Annotated in this window: 13 protein-coding genes; 4 read left to right on the forward strand and 9 right to left on the reverse strand. The window is 63.2% G+C overall.

The window, feature by feature from the left end:
* Window positions 1-87: 87 nt before the first annotated feature.
* From AC0L2V_RS27850 to AC0L2V_RS27860, 3 genes are all read right to left on the reverse strand, one after another.
* Complete coding sequence (locus tag AC0L2V_RS27850; RefSeq protein WP_473521750.1) at window positions 88-3,945, reverse strand: SPOR domain-containing protein; 3,858 nt, start codon at window positions 3,943-3,945, stop codon at window positions 88-90.
* 103 nt (window positions 3,946-4,048) lie between these two features.
* Complete coding sequence (argS, locus tag AC0L2V_RS27855; RefSeq protein ID WP_473521751.1) at window positions 4,049-5,806, reverse strand: arginine--tRNA ligase; 1,758 nt, start codon at window positions 5,804-5,806, stop codon at window positions 4,049-4,051.
* A gap of 67 nt (window positions 5,807-5,873) precedes the next feature.
* Window positions 5,874-7,088, reverse strand: a complete 1,215-nt coding sequence (locus tag AC0L2V_RS27860; RefSeq protein ID WP_287285638.1) for a deoxyguanosinetriphosphate triphosphohydrolase — start codon at window positions 7,086-7,088, stop codon at window positions 5,874-5,876.
* Between the two features lie 129 nt (window positions 7,089-7,217).
* Between AC0L2V_RS27860 and erpA the strand changes: the two genes are divergently transcribed.
* The 4 genes from erpA (at window position 7,218) to AC0L2V_RS27880 (ending at window position 9,152) form a co-directional block, all read left to right on the forward strand.
* Window positions 7,218-7,565 carry an iron-sulfur cluster insertion protein ErpA gene (erpA, locus tag AC0L2V_RS27865; protein WP_006335221.1) on the forward strand — a complete coding sequence of 116 codons (348 nt, stop codon included), beginning with the start codon at window positions 7,218-7,220 and terminating at the stop codon, window positions 7,563-7,565.
* Window positions 7,566-7,568: 3 nt separating this feature from the next.
* Entirely contained in the window at window positions 7,569-7,961 is a 393-nt protein-coding gene (locus AC0L2V_RS27870; RefSeq protein WP_473521752.1) for a VOC family protein, read from the forward strand.
* 7 nt (window positions 7,962-7,968) lie between these two features.
* On the forward strand, window positions 7,969-8,763 hold the full coding sequence (gene xth, locus AC0L2V_RS27875) for an exodeoxyribonuclease III (protein WP_473521753.1): 795 nt from the start codon (window positions 7,969-7,971) through the stop codon (window positions 8,761-8,763).
* 98 nt (window positions 8,764-8,861) lie between these two features.
* Window positions 8,862-9,152, forward strand: coding sequence for a hypothetical protein (locus AC0L2V_RS27880; protein WP_473512660.1), 291 nt, complete (start codon window positions 8,862-8,864; stop codon window positions 9,150-9,152).
* A 68-nt stretch (window positions 9,153-9,220) separates the two neighbouring features.
* Here AC0L2V_RS27880 and AC0L2V_RS27885 read toward each other — a convergent pair whose 3' ends face one another.
* The 6 genes from AC0L2V_RS27885 to AC0L2V_RS27910 all read right to left on the reverse strand — a co-directional run bounded on the left by AC0L2V_RS27885 (window position 9,221) and on the right by AC0L2V_RS27910 (window position 19,490).
* Entirely contained in the window at window positions 9,221-10,057 is an 837-nt protein-coding gene (locus tag AC0L2V_RS27885) for a tetratricopeptide repeat protein (protein WP_023802582.1), read from the reverse strand.
* Window positions 10,044-11,768: a dihydroxy-acid dehydratase gene (gene ilvD, locus AC0L2V_RS27890; RefSeq protein WP_473512658.1), complete on the reverse strand. Its 1,725-nt coding sequence runs from the start codon at window positions 11,766-11,768 to the stop codon at window positions 10,044-10,046. Before ilvD ends, AC0L2V_RS27885 begins: the two co-directional genes overlap by 14 nt.
* A gap of 312 nt (window positions 11,769-12,080) precedes the next feature.
* Window positions 12,081-13,349, reverse strand: coding sequence for an OmpP1/FadL family transporter (locus AC0L2V_RS27895; RefSeq protein ID WP_473512657.1), 1,269 nt, complete (start codon window positions 13,347-13,349; stop codon window positions 12,081-12,083).
* Between the two features lie 448 nt (window positions 13,350-13,797).
* Window positions 13,798-16,581 carry a valine--tRNA ligase gene (locus AC0L2V_RS27900; RefSeq protein WP_473512655.1) on the reverse strand — a complete coding sequence of 928 codons (2,784 nt, stop codon included), beginning with the start codon at window positions 16,579-16,581 and terminating at the stop codon, window positions 13,798-13,800.
* Between the two features lie 364 nt (window positions 16,582-16,945).
* Window positions 16,946-17,875: a PopZ family protein gene (locus tag AC0L2V_RS27905; RefSeq protein ID WP_473512654.1), complete on the reverse strand. Its 930-nt coding sequence runs from the start codon at window positions 17,873-17,875 to the stop codon at window positions 16,946-16,948.
* 214 nt (window positions 17,876-18,089) lie between these two features.
* On the reverse strand, window positions 18,090-19,490 hold the full coding sequence (locus AC0L2V_RS27910) for a TolC family outer membrane protein (RefSeq protein ID WP_473512652.1): 1,401 nt from the start codon (window positions 19,488-19,490) through the stop codon (window positions 18,090-18,092).
* Window positions 19,491-19,595: the final 105 nt, after the last annotated feature.

Here is a 19,595-nt window from a genome sequence, read left to right on the forward strand (position 1 = left end):
GAGGAACTCCTTCCACCATAGAAAACCGGCGCGGTCTGTGACCGCGCCGGTTCTTTCGGCCCAAGGGCGGGAGAGATTTGAAAATGGTTAGCGCGACACGAAACAGTTGCCGCCGGCAGCCTTGTAGTTGGTGCACAGGCTGATCGCATCGTTGCGCGACTTCGCCGGGACGCGAACGCGATAGAACGTTCCCTTGCCGGCGATCTCGGCCTTGACGATGTTGGCCGTGTGGCCGGAAAGCACGCTGCCATAGCGACGCTGCAGATCCTGATAGGTCGACTGGGCGCTTTCGACGGTCGGCTGCGAGGCGATCTGCATCGACCACGAGCCACCGCCGGTCGAGGCCGCCGCCGGACTGATGGACGCAACCTGGTCGGGCTTGACCTCACCGACGACGTCGACCGGCTGGTCGGACGGACGCTGCGGCGCCACCGGAACCGTGGCCGGCGTGTTGGCAGGCTGGTTGGTTTGGCCTTCAGCCTCAGCCGTGGGCACGGCGGCCAGATTGACTGCTTCCGGCGTGGCGGTTTCGGCCCGGTCGCCGGCCACTGGGTCGCCGCCCAACAGGTCGCCACTTGCCTGGTCGGCAACAGACGCTACGGTACCGGTCTGCGCCGCTTCGCCGGCCTGACCCGCCGGGGCCACAAGCTGCGGCGCCGGATCGACAGGCTCGACGGCAGCCACCTGCGATGCCGCAGGCGCCGGATCCTCGCGCGCAACAAGTGAACCATCAGATTTGACCACCATGGTTCTCACCTTGCGTGGCGCAACGGCGACGACATCCGGCTCGATGACCTGCTCGGCCTCTTGCAGAACCTGGGCGATACGATCCTCGGACTTGGGTGCCGGCGCGGCGGCGTCGGCATTCCCGGCCGCTTGCGTGCCGCCGGCAGCTTGCGTGCCGCCGGCCGCATCGGCGGCTTCAGCCGTGTCGATGTCGTCGGGCGAAAGATCGACCACACGGCTCTGCGGCGGTTCCTTGGCCGCCACGTCCACCGGCTCTTCGGTGTTGGTGACCAGTTTTTCCTGGACCGGTTCGGCAGGCCTCGCGCCCCCCTTGGCCACGGCGTCGTAAACCTTGTTGTCCTGGTTTGGCACGACGGTGCCGCCCGGGTTTTCCGGCCTGACCTTGATCGGTGCGTTGTCCGCCTTGACGATGACCGGCGCATCGGTGCCGCCGTTGCCGCCGAAAGACAGCGCGAAGGCGCCGAGACCGCCGGCGATCGCCACGGCGCCGACGACTGCGGCGACCAGCAGGCCGCGGCTCCGGGGCCTCGCGGCATTCTGCTCGGCCAGGCCTGGAACCGACATGGCCTCATCCAGTTCGGGGTCGTAGTCGAGTTCGTCCAGGGCAAAATCGTTGGCTTGCGCTTGCGAAACCGGCCGGCCGCTGGGCAAGTCGCCGAGATCAAAGCCGCTGGCGGCATCGGCGTAAGACGCACTGACGGGCGCTGCTGCCGGTCTCGCCGCATAGGTCCGCGTTTCAACGCGGTCGGGCTCATGGCCTGACTGGAACCCGGCCGCTGACTGGAACCCTGCCCCCGGCTGGGGTCCGGCCCCCGGCTTGAATCCGGATTTGTAGGATTCGTCGTCATACGCCGTGCTGCGCGCCGGGCCGGCAGCGACGTCCACGGCATTCATTTCCGAGAGAAGGTTGGCGAACTCGGTATCGAGATCGTCATAGGCAGGCGCCGGCGGTGCGTCTTCATTGACGTCGAGTTCCGGAATATCGAGGTCGTCCGCCAGCGCTACGACGCGCTCGGGCACATCGACCGTCTCGACATCGGGCATCTCGTCATATGCAGAGGCTTGTTCGCTTTGATCGGGCGCAGGTGCCGCATTGGCGGCATCGTCTTCGGCCGGCTCATCCTGATAGGCCGGCTCATCCTGATAGGCCGGCTCATCCTGATAGGAGGATGCCGCAGCGGTTGGCGGTGTTTCTGTGGTCGCCGAAGCCGTCGGCTGGGCTGCAAAGGCAGGCTGCGGCTGTGCGATCGGCGTTACGCGGCTCCACGAACGGGCCGGCGCAGGCGCGGCGGAGGGTGCCGTCATCCAGCTGAGCGAATCATTCGGATCCTGCTGTGGAGCGGTGGCCGCAACGTCATCGCCGTCGCCATGATCCAGACCGATGTCCTTGGCGAAGGCGGCGTGCAATGTATCGTCGTCGAAATCGATATCAGCCGGTCCGGCAGCATCTTCAGCGCCGAAATCATGGCCCACGAGCCCGTCGAGGAGAACGGCGTCGAGATCGGCGTCGGCGGCCTGGACCGCGTCTTCATTCGACTGCTCCGAAAGGTCTTGCTCGTCAAGGCTCCCGGCCAGTTCGTCGGTGGGATCCACTGGTTCGTCGGCGGCTTCTCCAGCCGCGGCTACAGGTTGCTGAACCATGGCGGCCGCGGACGCTGCCACCGGGGCAGCCCGTGCGCTCATGGTGCCCAACAGCGCGTTCAATTCGTCTTCGAGGCTCCGCTCCTCAGCGACGGCAGCTGGCGCCGTCGGTTCGGCTGCAACGCCGGGGGCCTGAGTAGCCGGCTCCTCGGCTTCATCGGCAAGCGTGTCGTCGAAGCTCAATTCAAGATCGTCGTCCAACGCATGTTCCGGGGTCGCGGCGGAGGGCTCGTCGTCGTTGGCGGCGATAGAATCCGGCTCGTCAATTTCTGGCTCGTCGACTTCGACCGGCTCAGCCGTGCGAATGTCGAAATCCATGTCGACGTCATCCATGGCGACGTCGGCCATAGTGTCGTGGTCGGCAAAGTCCTCGTCGGACTCATCCGAAATGGCCCAAACAGCCGCAGCGGGAGCCTCGACAGCGGCCTCGATCGGCTCATGCTCGTCGAGCGTCAGCTCGTCTTCGAGCGAGCTTGCGACGGCGTTGTCAAATTCATCGTCGAACGCGGGTTCGGCGGCCGGCGTGGCGATGTCGGCGGCTTCGGCAGCCTGCTCCACCTGCACGTGCTCGTCGAGCGTCAGCTCGAATCCGAACGCGGGTTCGGCGGCCGGCGCGGCGATGTCTGCGGCTTCGGCGGCCTGCTCCACCTGCACGTGCTCGTCGAGCGTCAGTTCGTCTTCGAGCGAGCTTGCGACGGCGGTGTCGAATTCATCGTCGAAGGCGGCGTCAGCGGCCGGCGCGGAGATGTCGGCGGCGGTATTCTGTTCGTCCGTCGCATCGTCGTCCAGCCGGAAATCCTGTTCGAGCGACGCAGAGAGTTCGTCGTTTACCGGCAAATCGTCTTCGAACGGCGACACGTCTTCGAGCGAACTGGCGATCGCATGGTCAAAATCGTCGTCGAACGCCGCTTCAACAGCCGGCGCGGATACTTCGGCAACACCGGAACCCAGGTCGGCGGCGGCAACGGCATGGGCAGTTTCGTCCGCCGTGTCGTCGTCCAGCCGGAAATCCTGTTCGAGCGACGCGGCAAGCTCGTCGTTCCCAAGCTCGTCGTTCCCAAGCCTGTCGTCCACCGGCAGATCGTCTTCGAATAGCGACACGTCTTCGAGCGAACTGGCGAGCGCTTCGTCGAAATCGTCGTCGAAAGCAGCTTCAGCAGCCGAGGGAGTTCCGGCAACGCCAGAGCGAACATCGTCGATAGCAATGGCAACGGCGATTTCGTCCGCCGCTTCATCGTCGAGCAGGAGATCCTGTTCGAGCGACGCGACAAGCTCGTCGTCGATTGGGTCAGTAGCAGCCGCGTCGAAAGCCGGCTCGCGAAGCTCGGCTGCGCCGTCATTGGCGTCGCCGCCGAATTCGCCCATCAACTCCTTCTCGAGGTCGATGCCGAAATCGCCGTCGTCCGCTGGCTGACTTGCTGCAGCCGCCGTCGACTGGGCCTGCGGCTTGACCGGCTGGCGCGGGTCGAAGCCCATGATCCTGGTCAGTTCCGCGAACGGATCATCGTTGGCGATATCGTTTTGGGCGGCTGCTTTCAGCTGGGTTCTGTCTGCCATTATTGTTCCCGAACTCGCACTCATTCGGACGCCGTTGACGTCGCGCAGGGTTGGCCCTTACCAGCGCAATGTGGGCAAAAGGTGACAGGTTTTTTAGTCAAACCTAACGCATTTCGGTGGGCGCATCGGCTCCGATCAGCGTCAGGCCGGACGTCAAAACGTCCGAAACAGCCTGCACCAGCCCTAGTCTGGCATGGGTCAATTGTCGGTCGTTAACCTTAACAAAACGTAAGTCGGGATTTTCGGTGCCGCGGTTCCAATGTCCGTGGAAGCTGGAGGCGAGATCGTAGAGGTAGAATGCCAGCCGGTGCGGCTCGAGCGCAAGCGCCGCGGATTCGATCAGCCGCGGATATTCGGCAAGCTTCCTTATCAGGCCGATCTCGCCTTCGTCGGTCAGCGAAGCGGTGGCGGCGGCCAGCCGATTGCGGTCGAAATTGGCCTCGCCCAGCTGTTCGCTCGCCTGCCGGAACACCGAATGGCAGCGCGCCGAGGCGTACTGGACGTAGAACACCGGATTGTCCTTCGACTGCTCGGTCACTTTGGCGAAGTCGAAATCGAGCGGCGCATCGTTCTTGCGGTAGAGCATCATGAAGCGGATCGGGTCGCGACCGACCTCCTCCACCACTTCGCGCAGCGTTACGAAATCGCCCGACCGCTTCGACATGCGCACCGGCTCGCCCTCGCGAAAAAGCTTTACCAACTGGCAAAGCAGCACGGTGAGCTTCACCTCGTCGCCGGAAATCGCCCGGGCGAGCGCTTCCAGGCGCTTCACATAACCGCCATGATCGGCGCCAAGCACATAGATCAGCTCGACGAAACCGCGATCGACCTTGTCCTTCAGATAGGCGACATCAGCGGCAAAATAGGTGAAGGTGCCGTCCGACTTGACCAGCGCCCGGTCCATGTCGTCGCCGACCGCTGTCGAGCGGAACAGCGTCTGCTCGCGATCCTCCCAGTCGTCCGGCTTCTCGCCCTTGGGCGGCGGCAGCTTGCCCTTGTAGATATGGCCCTTGAGGGTCAGGTCGTTGATCGCCGAGCGGATTTTCCGGGCGTTGTCGGCGTGCAGGGTGCGCTCCGAGAAAAAGACGTCGTGATGCACATTGAGCAGCGCCAGATCCTCACGGATCATTGCCATCATCGCGTCGATCGTCCTGTCCTTGACAATGGCAAGCGCTTCCTCATCCGGCATCTGCAGCAAGGAACGGCCAAATTCGCTTACCAGAGCCTGGCCGACCGGCACGAGATAGTCGCCTGGATAGAGCCCAGCAGGAATCTCGCCGATGTCGTCGCCGAGCGCCTCGCGGTAACGCAGCAGGGCGGAGCGGCCGAGCACGTCGATCTGCGAACCGGCGTCGTTGATGACATATTCCTTGATCACGTCATAACCGGCGAAGGCCATCAGATTGGCGAGCGCATCACCCACCACGGCGCCGCGGCAATGGCCGACATGCATCGGTCCGGTCGGGTTGGCCGAGACATATTCGACATTGGCCTTCTTGCCGCCGCCAACGGTCGAGCGGCCGTAATTGCGGCCTTCGCCGAGCAGCGCAGTCAGATGCACCTGCCAGAACGCGTCCTTGAGCCTGAGATTGACGAAGCCCGGACCGGCAATTTCTGCAGCGGCGATGTCCGGGTCGGCGCGCAGTGCTTGCGCCAGCCTTTCAGCCAGGACGCGCGGCGGCTGGCCGGTCGGCTTGGCCAGCACCATTGCCGCATTGGTCGCCAGGTCGCCATGGCTTGCGTCGCGCGGCGGCTCGACGGCGACGCGCGACAAGTCCAGCGAACCGCCGTCTTTGTCTTTCAAATCAAGCGCTTCGACGGCCTTTATAATTCGCGCGTTGAAATCGGCGAAGATGTTCATTGGTGTGGCCCTGGCTCTGGCGGCTTTGCGGGAATCCGGTCTATTGGCCGGCAAAATCGAGCCCCGCCTAGCTTAATTCAGGCGTATGGTCAAACAAACGGCGGTGTTCCTTCAAAGCGTAGGTATCCGTCATGCCCGCCAGGAAATCGGCGACGCTGCGCGCCTTGATGCGATCATCAGCCCGGTCGAGCCCTTCGCGCCAGCCATCGGGCATGGCGCGCGGATCGGCGAAATAGACCTCGAACAGGTCGTTGACGATCTGCTCGGCCTGGTTGCGCACGCGCACGACTTCGCTGTGTCGATAGAGATGCTTGTAGAGAAAGGCTTTCAATTCCTCTTCGAAAGCGGCCATTTCGGCTGAAAAGGTCACCATCGTCTCGCCTGCCGCCCTCACCGCGTCGGCGCTGTCCGGCTTGATGCGGGCCAGATTGGCGGTGGTGGAGACGATGACATCCTCGACCATCATCGTGATCTGCCGGCGCATCAGTTCGTGCCCTGTCCTCACATCGTCCAGCGCCGGATAGCGCTGACGCACGCCGTCGAGGATCGAGCCGGGCAGCGAGACATTTTCCAGCATGTCCAGCTTCAGAAGGCCCGACCTCAGGCCGTCATCGATGTCATGGCTGTTGTAAGCGATGTCGTCGGCGATCGCCGCGCACTGCGCCTCGATGCCGGCGAAGCGGTCGAGCTCGAGGTCGTGCAGCTCCGAATAGTCGCGGATCGCTTGCGGCACCGGCCCCTTCAGCCCGTTTCCGCTGGCGTCGGTCAGCGGTCCGTTGTGCTTGACCAGCCCCTCCAGCGTCTCCCAGGTGAGGTTCAGCCCGTCGAATTCGGCATAGCGGCTCTCCAGCCGCGTCACCACGCGCAGCGACTGTGCATTGTGGTCGAAGCCGCCCCAGGCCGCCATCTTCTGGTTCAGCGCATCCTCGCCGGTATGGCCGAAGGGCGTGTGGCCGAAATCGTGCACCAGCGCCACCGCCTCTGCCAGGTCCTCGTCGCCGCGCAGCGCCCGCGCCAGGGCGCGCGCGATCTGCGCCACCTCGATCGAATGCGTCAGCCGGGTGCGGTAATGGTCGCCTTCATGCGCGACGAACACCTGCGTCTTGTGCTTCAGCCGGCGGAAGGCCGTCGAATGGATGATGCGGTCGCGGTCGCGCTGGAACGGCGTCCGGGTCGGGCTCTCCACCTCGTCGAACAGCCGCCCGCGCGACTTTGCCGGATCGCAGGCATAGGCGGCGCGCGGCCGATAACCAAATCCGATGTCGCCCAACTCATTTGTCATCGCCCCAACCGATTTCCATAACCCCAACCAATTTCCATAGCCCCGCCAATTTCCATAGCCTACGCCGCAGTTGACTTGCCCCCTCGCGCTTCATACCTATCATGTGAAACCGAAAGCAAGGTGACGCCCATGGGCGCTGATGCCAAGACCGCCATGAAAGTCGAGATGACCGACGCCGCCGCCAGGCGGATTGCCAAGATTGTGTCTGGCGAAGCCGGCAAGACGGCGCTGCGCGTTTCGGTCGAGGGCGGTGGCTGTTCCGGCTTTTCCTACAAGTTCGACCTGGTCGACACCCGCAACGATGACGACGTCGCCATTGAGAAGGACGGCGCCACCGTGCTGATCGACGACCTCTCGCTGGTTTATATGGGTGGCTCGGTGATCGATTTCGTCGACGATCTGATGGGCCAGTCGTTCCAGATCAGGAACCCGAATGCGGTCGCCTCGTGCGGCTGCGGCACCAGCTTCAGTATTTAGAGAATGCCTACCATTGGCGCGGTCCGTCAGGTCGCGCTTTCAGCCGGGCGCGATCTCGATGCAACGCTGGCGTTCTGGCAAGACGTGCTTGGCATGGCCGTGCACGTGCGCTTCGATCCGCCTGGCATCGCCTTCATCATGGCCGGCGATGTCCGGCTGCTGTTCACCGATGGCCTGCCGGCCGGCACCGTCTATCTCGACATTTCGGGCCTTGACAATTTCCACGCCTCGGCAAAAGCCGCCGGTGTCCCCTTCACTGCGCCGCCGATGCTCGTCCACCGCGATACCGAGGGCCTGTTCGGGCCGGCGGGGGAAAGCGAATGGATGGCCTTTCTAAAGGATCCGGCAGGCAATACGATCGGCCTCGTCGAACGCCATCCGCCCGAGCAGCAATGAGGCCGTCATGAAAATCGTCACCTGGAACATCAATGGCGTGCGGGCCCGTATCGGCAACTTGACGCACTGGCTGACGGAAAGCGCGCCCGATATTGCCTGCCTGCAGGAGATCAAGACGGTCGACGAGCAGTTTCCGCGGGCCGAGATCGAGGCGCTTGGCTACAACGTCGAAATCTATGGCCAAAAGGGTTTTAACGGCGTCGCCATCCTGTCGAAGCTGCGCTTCGACGAGGTCATCAGGGGCCTGCCGGGCGACGATGCCGACGATCAGGCGCGTTTCATCGAGGGCGTGTTCTCGACCGACAAGGGCGCTTTGCGCGTTGCCTCGCTGTATTTGCCGAACGGCAACCCGATCGATGACGAGAAGAAGTTCTCCTACAAGCTGTCCTGGATGGCGCGGCTGGAGCGCTGGGCCGAGGAAAGACTCGCGCTCGAAGAGGCGCTGGTGCTGGCCGGCGATTACAATGTCATCCCCGAACCGATCGATGCGAAGTTTCCGGAGAACTGGCTCGGCGATGCGCTGTTCCAGCCGCAGACCAGGCAGGCGTTCCGCCGGCTGAAGAACCTCGGCTTCACCGAAGCCGTGCGCGCGGTCACCGACTCGACGGACATTTTTACGTTCTGGGACTATCAGGCCGGCGCCTGGCAGAAGAACAACGGCATCCGCATCGATCACTTGCTGCTCTCGCCCGAGGCCGCCAATCGCTTTTCCTCGGTCTCGATCGAAAAGCACGTGCGCGCCTGGGAAAAACCCTCGGACCACGTGCCGGTGGCCATCGAACTGGGTTTTGCGCCAATCTGATCATTTCGGGGCGCGAACCGCCGGATTGCCGGTTGATAGACCGTCATATCGCCACAATCGGGGTTTCCGCTGCAATCCGGGTTCGGCTGGGGTTCAGGATGACGATCAGGTTTGCGATTTGCCCATGTGCCGCCGCGCTCGCCCTCGCGGCGACGCCGGCGCTTGCCGATCCTGCATGCCTGGCCAACGGAACATCATTCCAGATCGGCCAGGTCGCCTGCCTGACGCTTTCCGGTCGGAGCCATCTCGCCCGCTGCGACATGGTGCTCAACAACACGTCATGGACAAGGATCCGCGACGATTGTCCTAAAACCACGTCGGCGCCGCCGGCCACGCCGATTTCAACGCCGGAGTCCAGTCCCGTTCCAACGCAACCGACTGAGAATTGATCTCGATTTTTTTCTTTTCGAGATCCCCACTCTTCCTGACTATTGACCCAGTCTGACTGGTTTCGCGACTACCGGTCGCCGCCACCCTTGGTGAGGATGTCGTCGGCCAGCGAAATCGCGGTGCGGCGGTCGGCCTCGCCCGCGGCGGCAAACGCCTCTTCCTGCATGCCGCGTATCCATGGCTGGTCGGAAGGCGCGGCGCGTTCAAGCGCCGCGGTCATCATCGCCAGCCCCCGAACGATCTTGCCGCTCTGGAAGAGCAGGTGGCCGAGCGTCGCCTGCGCGCCGGCATGGCCCTTTTCCGCAGCGAGTTGGAACCAGCGTCCGGCCTGCTTGATGCTCGCCTTGACGCCGCCCTTGCCGTTCAGGAAGATCTGGCCCATCTCGAACTGGGCATTCGGGTTGCGGTAGTTGGCGGCGGCGCGCATGTAGTACTCCTGGGCCGCCACCTCGTTCTCTTTGATCGGGCTGCCGGGGATGCCCTTCCTCAGATAGTCGCCGAGCGCCACGAGCGCGTCCGAGACATAGCTCTCTTCCGGCGAACCGGGCTCGACGTCCTGGTCGACGATCTCGCTGAAGAACTTGAACGCCGCGTAGTCGTCGCGCTCGACGCCGTCACCCTCGGCATACATGCGCGCAAGCTTCCAGGTGGCGCCGATCTGGCCGTTTTCGGCCGCGTATTTATAAGCCTCAGCAGCCTGCTCCTTGCGGCCGTTCTTGTAGGCGGAGAAGCCGAACTGGAACACCGCCCACGGGCTCGACTGCGGCTTCACGCCGGTCTTGTCGTCGAATACCTTGTCGTCGAAGGCCATGGCCTGGCCTGCGGCGCCCAAGGTCGCGCCAAAAGTGGCGATCGCGACCAGTGCCGAAAAGACAGACAGCCTCAGCAACTCAGATATCCGCATAACAATGTGTTTCTCTCGCACCACCGGGATGGGTGACCGCCCCGTCGCGGGCAGGCCCTACCGTTTGTGCATATTTCCAGATCGCGCCCGACTGATAGTCGGTCGCGCGCGCCTTCCATGCCTTTGCCCTGGTCGCCAGTTCGGTGTCGGACAGCGCCACCTCGATGGTGCCGTTCACCGCGTCGATCGCGATCAAGTCGCCATCCCTGAGCAGCCCGATCGGGCCACCTACGGCGGCTTCCGGCCCGACATGGCCTATGCAGAAGCCGCGTGTCGCGCCCGAAAAACGCCCGTCGGTGATGAGGGCCACCTTGCCGCCCATGCCCTGGCCATAGAGAGCCGCCGTCGTCGACAGCATTTCGCGCATGCCCGGACCGCCGCGCGGTCCCTCGTAGCGGATCACGAGGACCTCGCCTTCGCTGTAGCTGCGATCCGTAACCGCCTGGAAACATTCCTCTTCCGAATCGAAGCAACGCGCCGGACCAGAGAACTTAAGCTCCGACATGCCCGCGACCTTCACGATCGCGCCTTCGGGGGCAAGGTTTCCCTTCAAGCCCACGACGCCACCCGTTCGGGTGATTGGTCGGTTGGCGGGACGGACCACATCCTGGCTACCATTCCAGGCAACGTGCTCCATATTTTCGGCTAAAGTGCGGCCGGTCACGGTCAGGCAGTCGCCATGCAGATAGCCGTGGTCGAGCAACGTCTTCATCAAGAGCGGAATGCCGCCGGCCTCGAACATGTCCTTGGCGACATATTTGCCGCCCGGCTTCAGGTCGGCGATATAAGGCGTCTTCTCGAAGATCCTGGCGACGTCGAACAGGTCGAACTTTATCCCCGCCTCATGGGCGATCGCCGGCAAATGCAGCGCCGCGTTGGTCGAGCCGCCGGTGGCCGAGACGACGGTCGCCGCATTCTCCAGCGCTTTCAGAGTGACGATGTCGCGCGGGCGGATATTTTTTGCGATCAGTTCCATGATCTTTTCGCCGGAGGCGAAATTGAAGCGGTCGCGCATCTCATAGGGCGCCGGCGCCCCGCAGGAATAGGGCAGCGCTAACCCGATGGCCTCGGCGACGGTGGCCATGGTGTTGGCGGTGAACTGGGCGCCGCAGGAGCCGGCCGACGGACAAGCGGCTTGCTCGATTTCGAGGAGTTCGGCGTCGCCGATCGTGCCGACCGAGTGCTGGCCGACGGCCTCGAACACATCCTGCACGGTGATCTGCCGGCCCTTGTAGGAACCGGGCAGGATCGAGCCGCCATAGATGAAGATCGACGGCACGTTGAGCCGCACCATGGCCATCATCATGCCGGGCAGCGACTTGTCGCAACCGGCAAGGCCGACCAGCGCATCGTAGCAATGGCCGCGCATGGTGAGTTCGACCGAATCGGCGATGACCTCGCGCGACACCAGTGACGATTTCATGCCCTGGTGGCCCATGGCGATGCCGTCCGTGACGGTGATGGTGCAGAATTCACGTGGCGTGCCGTTGGCCGCGGCAACGCCCTTCTTTACCACCTGCGCCTGGCGCATCAGCGAGATGTTGCAGGGTGCCGCCTCGTTCCAGCAGCTGGCGACGCCGACCAGCGGCTGCGCGATCTCGGCCGCCGACAAGCCCATCGCATAGAGATAGGAGCGGTGCGGCGCACGCGCCGGACCGACGGTCACATAGCGGCTGGGCAGCTTGGCCTTGGAGATGACTCTGGCGTTCATTCTCTTCCCTTGCCCCGGGCGATGCGACCTGCGGCGCGACCTGCCCCATAGCCGAGCCTTTTGGCATGCCCTGGGACGCATTCGAGGTGCGCCGGGTTTATGGCGGGAAGTAGGCAATGTCGGCGGGCGCCGTTGTGGCGCGAGGGTTGTTCAGAAACTGTTGCCAAAACATCACGATCGCGAGAGGCAGGGGAAGCGGCGTCGTTGCAGCGACGGACTGATGCCATCGGCTTGGGACCGCCGGCCAGAAAGCCGATTCGGCAAAAAAGGCCGGGCAGTGCCCGGCCTTTTTTGACGTTTAATTTTAGTAACTTACCACTTGACCTTGAAGGAAGCTGAAAGGGCGGTCACGAGATCGTCGCCGAAATCGTATGAAACGTCGGTGCCGTGAGGAATGCCGGCCTCGTCACGGACCACTCCGACCGAACCACTGGTCAGGATGCCGATGGCACCGCCAAAGCGGAGTTCGACGTTTTTGGTGGGCGAGAAAGACGCGCCGGCACCAACCGTCCAGGTATCGGTTTGGGTGCTCAAGCCCGTGGTCGTTCCGCGATCCCAGGTAAGCGTCGCTGCAGCGCTCCACTGATCGTTGAACTTGTGGCCGATACCGCCGGATACGGTCCATCCGTCGCGATAGAGCAGATCCAGAGACGTGACGAAGCTCGGGCCTCCGAAGGTGCAGGCAACCGGAGCGCCGACAGCGCAGAAATTGACAATCTGCAGCACACTCCAGTCGACCCACTTCACCGACCCGAACGCAAGCCAGCCCGGAGCAATACCCGACTGGACCTTGAACTCGACCGACTGCGGCATGCTCGCCGTACCGATCACAGGAATTACACCCCGGCCAGGGATCTGTGTAAGATCGACGTCCCCGGTCACGTCTCCCAAATCAACTTCGCTGTTGTAGACCAAGCTGGCACGGAGCGCGATTTCCGGAATCTCATAAGCGGCGCCGATGCGCCAGCCAACCCCGTTGCCTTCGAGGTCGATCCGACCTACGCCGGTGAAGGGTACAGGAAAGCCGGTAAAATCCTGGACCAGCCGCTCCTTGAAGCCACTGATATCCTGGTAGAACACACCGCCAATGAAGCGAAACTGGCCTTTGCCCGCATCCATCTTGTAGGAGCAGGTGGCTGCAAAATTTTCGCTTTCGATCTTGGTTTCGATATTGCTGTTGGCACCTGCCCAATTCAGACCGGGGGCCGAATGGATCCCCCAAGGCTGTGAATAATCGCCCATGCAATCGAGGTGGTCCCCGACTCCGACCTTAATTCCCATGCGGGGGACAAAATAGCTCTCCGAATCATCGGCAGAACCGGACCGAGAGTTCAAATCGCCACCGCCACGACCAGTAACGGGCGGTGGAAATGCGCTACTTGTATCCGTGTCTACGGCATTCTTGATCTTCCGTTCCGGCATCACATAGGTGCCCGAAAGCTCTCCGGCGACAGGCGCCGGATCGAAAAGCAGGTCGATGTTGTAGCCGCCGCGCTCAAGGCCGCCGGCATGCGCCGTCCCGATCAAAGCCAGCGAAAAGCACGCCGCCCCCAGCAGCGCTTTCCGACGCAAATTGTTCATGAATGTCCCTCCCCTAGTACGAATGGACTAAGCTAGAACCAATTCGAGTTAACGGCGCAACAACGAATTCTCGATGCGTACATGTACGCCTTCGCCGACCGCATTTCAGACAGGGTGACAGCTTCACCGGAGCGCCGGAAAATGGCCCGTTTGGCTGCAATCGAGCAAAAAACTCGGAAAAACGCCCCCGGACGGCGCAAAAACCGCCCGTTTTGCGAAGGCGACGCCCCATTGTTACATTATGGCAACAATGGGGCTAAAACATTCCGTTTACGTCAAGATTTACCCTGCGGAATGCCTATTTTTCGTGCAGGAAGCCGCCCGAAAAGCGCGTTCGCAGAACTCGCGAATCCTGAGCATCAGGCCGATATATCCGGGCTTAGAAAGCGGAAGCCGGTTTGGCAAATCCGCTCCTCAGCCAACTCGGTTCTCAAATACCACAGATGGGTCAACCGGCGTCGCGCACGCGTGTCAGCGCCACCGAAAGCTTCTCTTGCGCCTCGCGATACTCGGCGAGTTTTTCGCGCTCGGCTTCGACGACATCTTCCGGCGCGTTGGCGACGAATTTGTCGTTGGACAGCTTCTTGTGCAGGCGGGCGATCTCTTCGGTCACCTTGACCAATTCCTTCTGCAGCCGCGCCGCCTCGGCGGCAAGGTCGATCAGGCTGCCGAGCGGCAGGCAGATGGTGGCTTCGTTGAGCACGATCTGGGCGGAGCCCTTGGGCGCCGTATCGACAAGCGAGATGTCGCCGACCCGCGCCAGTCGCTTGATGGCCGATGCCTGGCGCTCAAGCCTTTCGTGGGTTTCGGTATTGGCGCCGATCACCATCAGCGGCGCGATCGCCGCCGGCGGCACGTTCATTTCCGAACGCACGGAACGGATGCCTGAGACCAGGTCGATCAGCCAGTTGATGTCGGCGGCCGCTGCCTCGTCCTCGAAGTCGGGCGACGGCCACGCGGCATGGCAAAGCAGCGACGGCCGTTCCTTGCCCTCACCTGCTGTCTCAGCCCACAGCTCTTCGGTCATGAACGGCATCATCGGATGCAGCAGCTTGTAGATCTCGTCGAGCACGAAGGCGACGCAAGCCCGGCTCTCGGCCTTGGCAGCCTCGTCCGCGCCCATGAACACCGGCTTCAACAGTTCCAGGTACCAGTCGCAGAACAGGTTCCAGACGAAGCGGTAGGCAGCAGTCGCAGCGTCGTTGAACCGGTATGTGGTGATGCCGTCGGTGATTTCGCGCGCCGCGCGCGTCAATTCGGTCAGGATCCAGCGGTTGACCGCCAGCTTGGCGTCGTTCAGCCAGACATCGTCGTTCCTCGCGACGTCGTTCATCTCGGCGAAGCGCGTCGCGTTCCACAGCTTGGTGCCAAAATTGCGGTAGCCGGCGATGCGGGCCGGATCGAGCTTCACGTCGCGCCCTTGCGCGGCCATCACCGTCAGCGTGAAGCGCAGTGCGTCGGCGCCATATTCGTCGATGAGATCGAGCGGGTCGATGACGTTGCCTTTCGACTTCGACATCTTCTGCCCGTTCTTGTCGCGCACCAGCGCATGGACATAGACGGTGTGGAACGGCTCCTCGCCCATGAAATGCAGGCCCATCATCATCATGCGAGCGACCCAGAAGAAGATGATGTCGAAGCCGGTTACCAGCACGTCGGTCTGATAGTGGGTCTTCAGCTCCGGCGTCTGGTCCGGCCAGCCGAGCGTCGAGAACGGCCACAGCGCCGACGAAAACCATGTGTCGAGCACATCCTCGTCGCGGATCAGGATCTCGCCCGGCTTGAAATTCTCGAGCTTGTCCTCGACCCAGGCCTTCCACGGCCCTTCCAGCGCCAGATAATATTCGATTGCGGCGGCGAGCGCCTCCTCCTCGGTCTTCTCGACGAAGATGCGGCCGTCCGGCCCGTACCAGGCCGGGATCTGGTGTCCCCACCAGAGCTGGCGCGAAATGCACCAGGGCTGGATGTTCTCCATCCAGTCGAAATAAGTCTTCTCCCAGTTTTTCGGCACGAACCTGGTGCGGCCCTCGCGCACCGAGGCGATCGCCGGCCTGGCGAGCTCCGCCGCGTTCGCATACCATTGTTCGGTCAGGAACGGTTCGATCGGCACGCCGCCGCGATCGCCATGCGGCACGGCATGGCGATGCGGCTCGACCTTTTCGAGGAAGCCGCCCGCCTCCATCAGCTCGACGATCTTCTTGCGCGCGACGAAACGATCGAGGCCGTTGAGCTCATCCCAGACGGCCTGACGCTCGGGCGTTACCTCCAGCCCGGCGAGAAAGTCGTCATTGTCGGTGAGCGCGACCGCCGCCTCGACGGTGAGGATATTGATGGCCGGCAACTTGTGGCGCCTGCCGACCTCAAAATCGTTGAAGTCATGCGCCGGCGTGATCTTGACCGCGCCGCTGCCTTTCTCCGGATCGGAATATTGGTCCGCCACCACCGGGATCTTGCGGCCGACGATCGGCAGGACGAGGTTCCTGCCGAGCAGATGCCGAAAACGCTCGTCGTCGGGATGCACCGCCACCGCCGTATCGCCCAGCATCGTCTCGGGCCGCGTCGTCGCCACGGTGATGAAGGTTTTTGGATTTTCCGGATCGAAAACCTCGCCCTCGACGGGGTAGCGGAAATGCCAGAGATTGCCGTTGACCTCCTGCTGTTCGACCTCGAGGTCGGAAATCGCAGTCAACAGTTTCGGGTCCCAGTTCACAAGGCGCTTGTCCTTGTAGATCAGGCCTTCCTTGTAGAGGGTGACAAACACTTCGAGCACCGCCCTGGACAGACCCTCGTCCATGGTGAAACGCTCTCGGCTCCAGTCGGCCGAGGCCCCCAGCCGCTTCAGCTGGTTGAAGATCGCGCCGCCGGATTCGGCCTTCCACTCCCAGACCTTCTCGATGAACTCGTCGCGCGTCAGGTCGCGTCGGTGGATCTGCTTCTCCATAAGCTGGCGCTCGACCACCATCTGGGTGGCGATGCCGGCGTGGTCCATGCCGGGCTGCCACAGCACGTTCTTGCCGCGCATGCGCTCGAAGCGCACCAGAATGTCCTGCAGCGTGTTGTTGAGCGCATGGCCCATATGCAGCGAGCCGGTGACGTTCGGTGGCGGGATGACGATGGTGAAGGCTTCCGCGCCCTCCTCGGCGCCTGCGCCGGCACGAAACGCGTCGGCCTCCTCCCAGACTTTGGCGATCTTCGGCTCGACGATTTTTGCGTCGTAGGTTTTTTCGAGCATGGGAAGGCGTCCGGGCTGTCGGGTTTTTGCTGGTCCGGTGTAAATCGGAAGGTTTTGGCCAAGTCAACCGCAAGCAAGCGGCAGACGGCCATGCCAGCAAATAGCGCCTGGGCAGATCGGGCAACTTGCAGAAGTGAGCGTCGCAGGGCAATCGCTTAGAGGTTTGCGCTGCCCCTCATTGCCCTGCCGGGCATTTCTCCCCCTACAGTGACGGGGAGAAAGACACATCGCAAAAGATTTCGCCAATTTCCAGCGTTGCAGAAAGTGCGCCAAGGTTGCGGCCGGCCCCTTCTCCCCGTCCCTATACGGGGAGAAGATGCCGGCAGGCAGATGAGGGGCGGCGCCGACTTCGGCGATTTGCCGGTTACTGCGCGCCGCGCGCTACGCGTTCGATTTCTTCGCGTACCAGCCGCTCGACCAGCGTCGGCAGATTGTTGTCCAGCCAGTCCTGCAGCATGGGCCTCAGCATCTCCTCGGCCATCTCGTCGAAGGTTTTCTTGCTGCGGCTGGCGAACGCATCGGAAAGCTCGCCGAAGGCGGCGGCAACTTGCCGGCCGGTATGTTCGGAAAGGATCGCCGGACGAGAGGACGGTGCCTCGCTCGTCGCCGGGCGCGCCAACCCGCTCCGCGGCGGGGCCGGCTCGAAAGCAGGTTCGGCTGCGTGCTCGAAAATCTCGGCCTTCGGTTCGGCATCCGGCGTCTGTCGCAGCTCTGTCCTGTCTGGGGTCCTGTCCGGCTTGGCCGCGGTCTTCGCTTCGCTAATTGCGGCGATATCACGCCGCCACCCGGCAACGATACTGTCGGTCGTCTCCGCAACCCTTGCCGTCGCAGGCGCATTCGGCTCCGGCTTGGCGGCCGGGGCCGCTTCGGCCGCGACCCTGTCACCAGCAAGCGTCACGGGCGATTTGACCGGAGCCGGATCGGACCGCACCGGCGGCTCCACGCGCGCGATGACAGGCTCGACAGCCGACGCTTGCGCCTGCACCTCGGTCAGCGCGGCCGGCCTCCTGGCGTCGAATCCCGGACGCAACTCGGCGCGAAACGCGCCTACCTCCGGCGGCGCCCCGCCTGCCGCTGGCGGCGCCCTGCCTGGCTCCGGCGGCGCCTCGCCTGCCGCCGGTGCCGGCATAGCTACCGCCGGTGCCGGCACGGCTACCGACGTCAGATCCTGCAGCAAGTCGTCCGTATCGTCCGGCTGCTTGCGGCCTGTGTCGTTGTCCTCGATGATCCTCCTGATGGAAGCCAGTATCTCCTCCATGGAAGGTTCGCGCTGTAAGCTGCTTGCCGTCGCCATCGTCACATCCGCCGCCCTTGTGACTCGTTGCAGATTTCCTGTCCGGCCAAGGCCGGATTCGAATCATGGCAACAGCGTAACCCACGGATCGCCTTACGAGAATCCCCAATCTGAGGGCATGTTGGATTTCAACAGATTAGAGCCCGCGCGACCTTTTGGACGCGCGGGCTCTAAATAGCTTGAAACTGGACGGAAGTTGAAACTGGTGAGGGGATCAGCGGCCGTCTGGCGTGCGCAGGCCGAACCACTTGTCCTTGACCGCATTGTAATGCTCTTCGGGCCTGTATTTCACCACCTGAAGGGCGAGACGCTCGACCGAAAGATGACCGATAGCCGACAGGATGGCATAGCTCGCCACCACCAAATCGCGTTCGGCGCTGGCCTGATTGATCTTGGCGGTGATGAGCGTGGCCTGCGCGTTGAGAACGTCGAGCGTGGTGCGCTGGCCGACGTTGCGCTCCTCGATGACGCCGCTCAGGGCAAGCTGCGCGGCGGCAATCACCTGCCTGTTGGCCACCACGGTTTGCTGAGCGGCGGTATATTGCGTCCACGCCGAGGTCACGGCCTGCCGCACGGTGTCGCGGCTGACATCGACCTCGATCCGGGCCTGGCTGAGCGATTCCTTGTTCTGACGTACTATCGCCGACGTCCGCCCGCCCGAATAGATCGGTATGGTCAAGGTGGCGCCGATGCTGGCCGAATTGGTTGTGCCGTCCTGCCCCGTATCGGCGGAGCCCGGAGCCGTTCTGCGATAGGCGCTGGAAACGCCGGCGGAAGCCGAAAGCTGCGGCAGCAGCGCGCCTTCGGCCGATTTCACCGAAAACGCCGCCGCGTCGACCAGGTGCTGGGTGGCGAGGATGGCCGGGTGCTCGATGGATGCAATCGCGATAGCCGCATCGAGGTTCGACGGCAACAGCTTCGCCAGCGGCGAAGCGGCCCTGAGCCTGCCTGGCTCGTCGCCGACGATCTGGCGATAGGTCGCAGCGCTCGCCAGCGCCTGCGCGCGGGCGGCCGCCAGTTCCGCCACAGCGGAGGAGCGCTCGGCATCGGCCTGCGCAACGTCGGTGCGCGTGCCTTCGCCGACCTCGAAGCGCGAACGCGCGGCGCGCGCCTGCTCGGTCAGGAACTGCAGGTTTTGCTCCGTCAGCACCGCCACTTGGCGGTCGCGAATCACGTCCATATAGGCGCTTGCCGCATTGAACAGAATATTCTCTTCGGTGTTGCGCAGGCTCTCGAACGAGGCGCGGACCTGCGCTTCGGCGGCGGCGACGTTGTTCCTGGTCTGGAAGCCGTCGAACAGGGTCTGGTCGATCTGGACGCCGAAGTTGCCGGTGGTTAACGAAAGGTCTCGACCCGGCCCGCTACGGGGGTCGAAATGGCTTCTGGAGAAGTCGATGTTCGCGGAACCGGTGATGGTCGGGCGCCAGCCGGACTTGGCGATGGCAACGCCCTCATCGGTGACGCGGACGCCGGCGCGGGCCGAATTGAGCTGGGAATTGTTCTGATAGGCTTTTGAAAGTGCACCGAGAATGGTTTCCGCCGAGGCGCCTAGCGGAGAAAGCGCGGTCGCCGAGAAGAGGACGGCGGCAAAAAGACTCTTTCGTAAAGACGGCACGTTATTCCCTCATTCGTTTTGCATGGGAACCACACCGCGCCGGCTTCTCCCATTCGAGCAGCCGGCGCCGTGTGTTTCAGGTTCCCTGCTGTCTGCCCCCAAAAG

Source organism: Mesorhizobium sp. WSM4814 (assembly GCF_055811595.1).

Bases quoted from the DNA above. Each gene is read 5' to 3' on its own strand.
- AC0L2V_RS27905 (WP_473512654.1), bottom strand. From the start codon at position 17,875: ATGGCGACGGCAAGCAGCTTACAGCGCGAACCTTCCATGGAGGAGATA.
- erpA (WP_006335221.1), top strand. From the start codon at position 7,218: ATGGGCGCTGATGCCAAGACCGCCATGAAAGTCGAGATGACCGACGCC.
- AC0L2V_RS27895 (WP_473512657.1), bottom strand. From the start codon at position 13,349: ATGAACAATTTGCGTCGGAAAGCGCTGCTGGGGGCGGCGTGCTTTTCG.
- ilvD (WP_473512658.1), bottom strand. From the start codon at position 11,768: ATGAACGCCAGAGTCATCTCCAAGGCCAAGCTGCCCAGCCGCTATGTG.
- AC0L2V_RS27860 (WP_287285638.1), bottom strand. From the start codon at position 7,088: ATGACAAATGAGTTGGGCGACATCGGATTTGGTTATCGGCCGCGCGCC.
- AC0L2V_RS27880 (WP_473512660.1), top strand. From the start codon at position 8,862: ATGACGATCAGGTTTGCGATTTGCCCATGTGCCGCCGCGCTCGCCCTC.
- argS (WP_473521751.1), bottom strand. From the start codon at position 5,806: ATGAACATCTTCGCCGATTTCAACGCGCGAATTATAAAGGCCGTCGAA.
- AC0L2V_RS27850 (WP_473521750.1), bottom strand. From the start codon at position 3,945: ATGGCAGACAGAACCCAGCTGAAAGCAGCCGCCCAAAACGATATCGCC.
- AC0L2V_RS27885 (WP_023802582.1), bottom strand. From the start codon at position 10,057: ATGCGGATATCTGAGTTGCTGAGGCTGTCTGTCTTTTCGGCACTGGTC.
- AC0L2V_RS27870 (WP_473521752.1), top strand. From the start codon at position 7,569: ATGCCTACCATTGGCGCGGTCCGTCAGGTCGCGCTTTCAGCCGGGCGC.
- xth (WP_473521753.1), top strand. From the start codon at position 7,969: ATGAAAATCGTCACCTGGAACATCAATGGCGTGCGGGCCCGTATCGGC.
- AC0L2V_RS27900 (WP_473512655.1), bottom strand. From the start codon at position 16,581: ATGCTCGAAAAAACCTACGACGCAAAAATCGTCGAGCCGAAGATCGCC.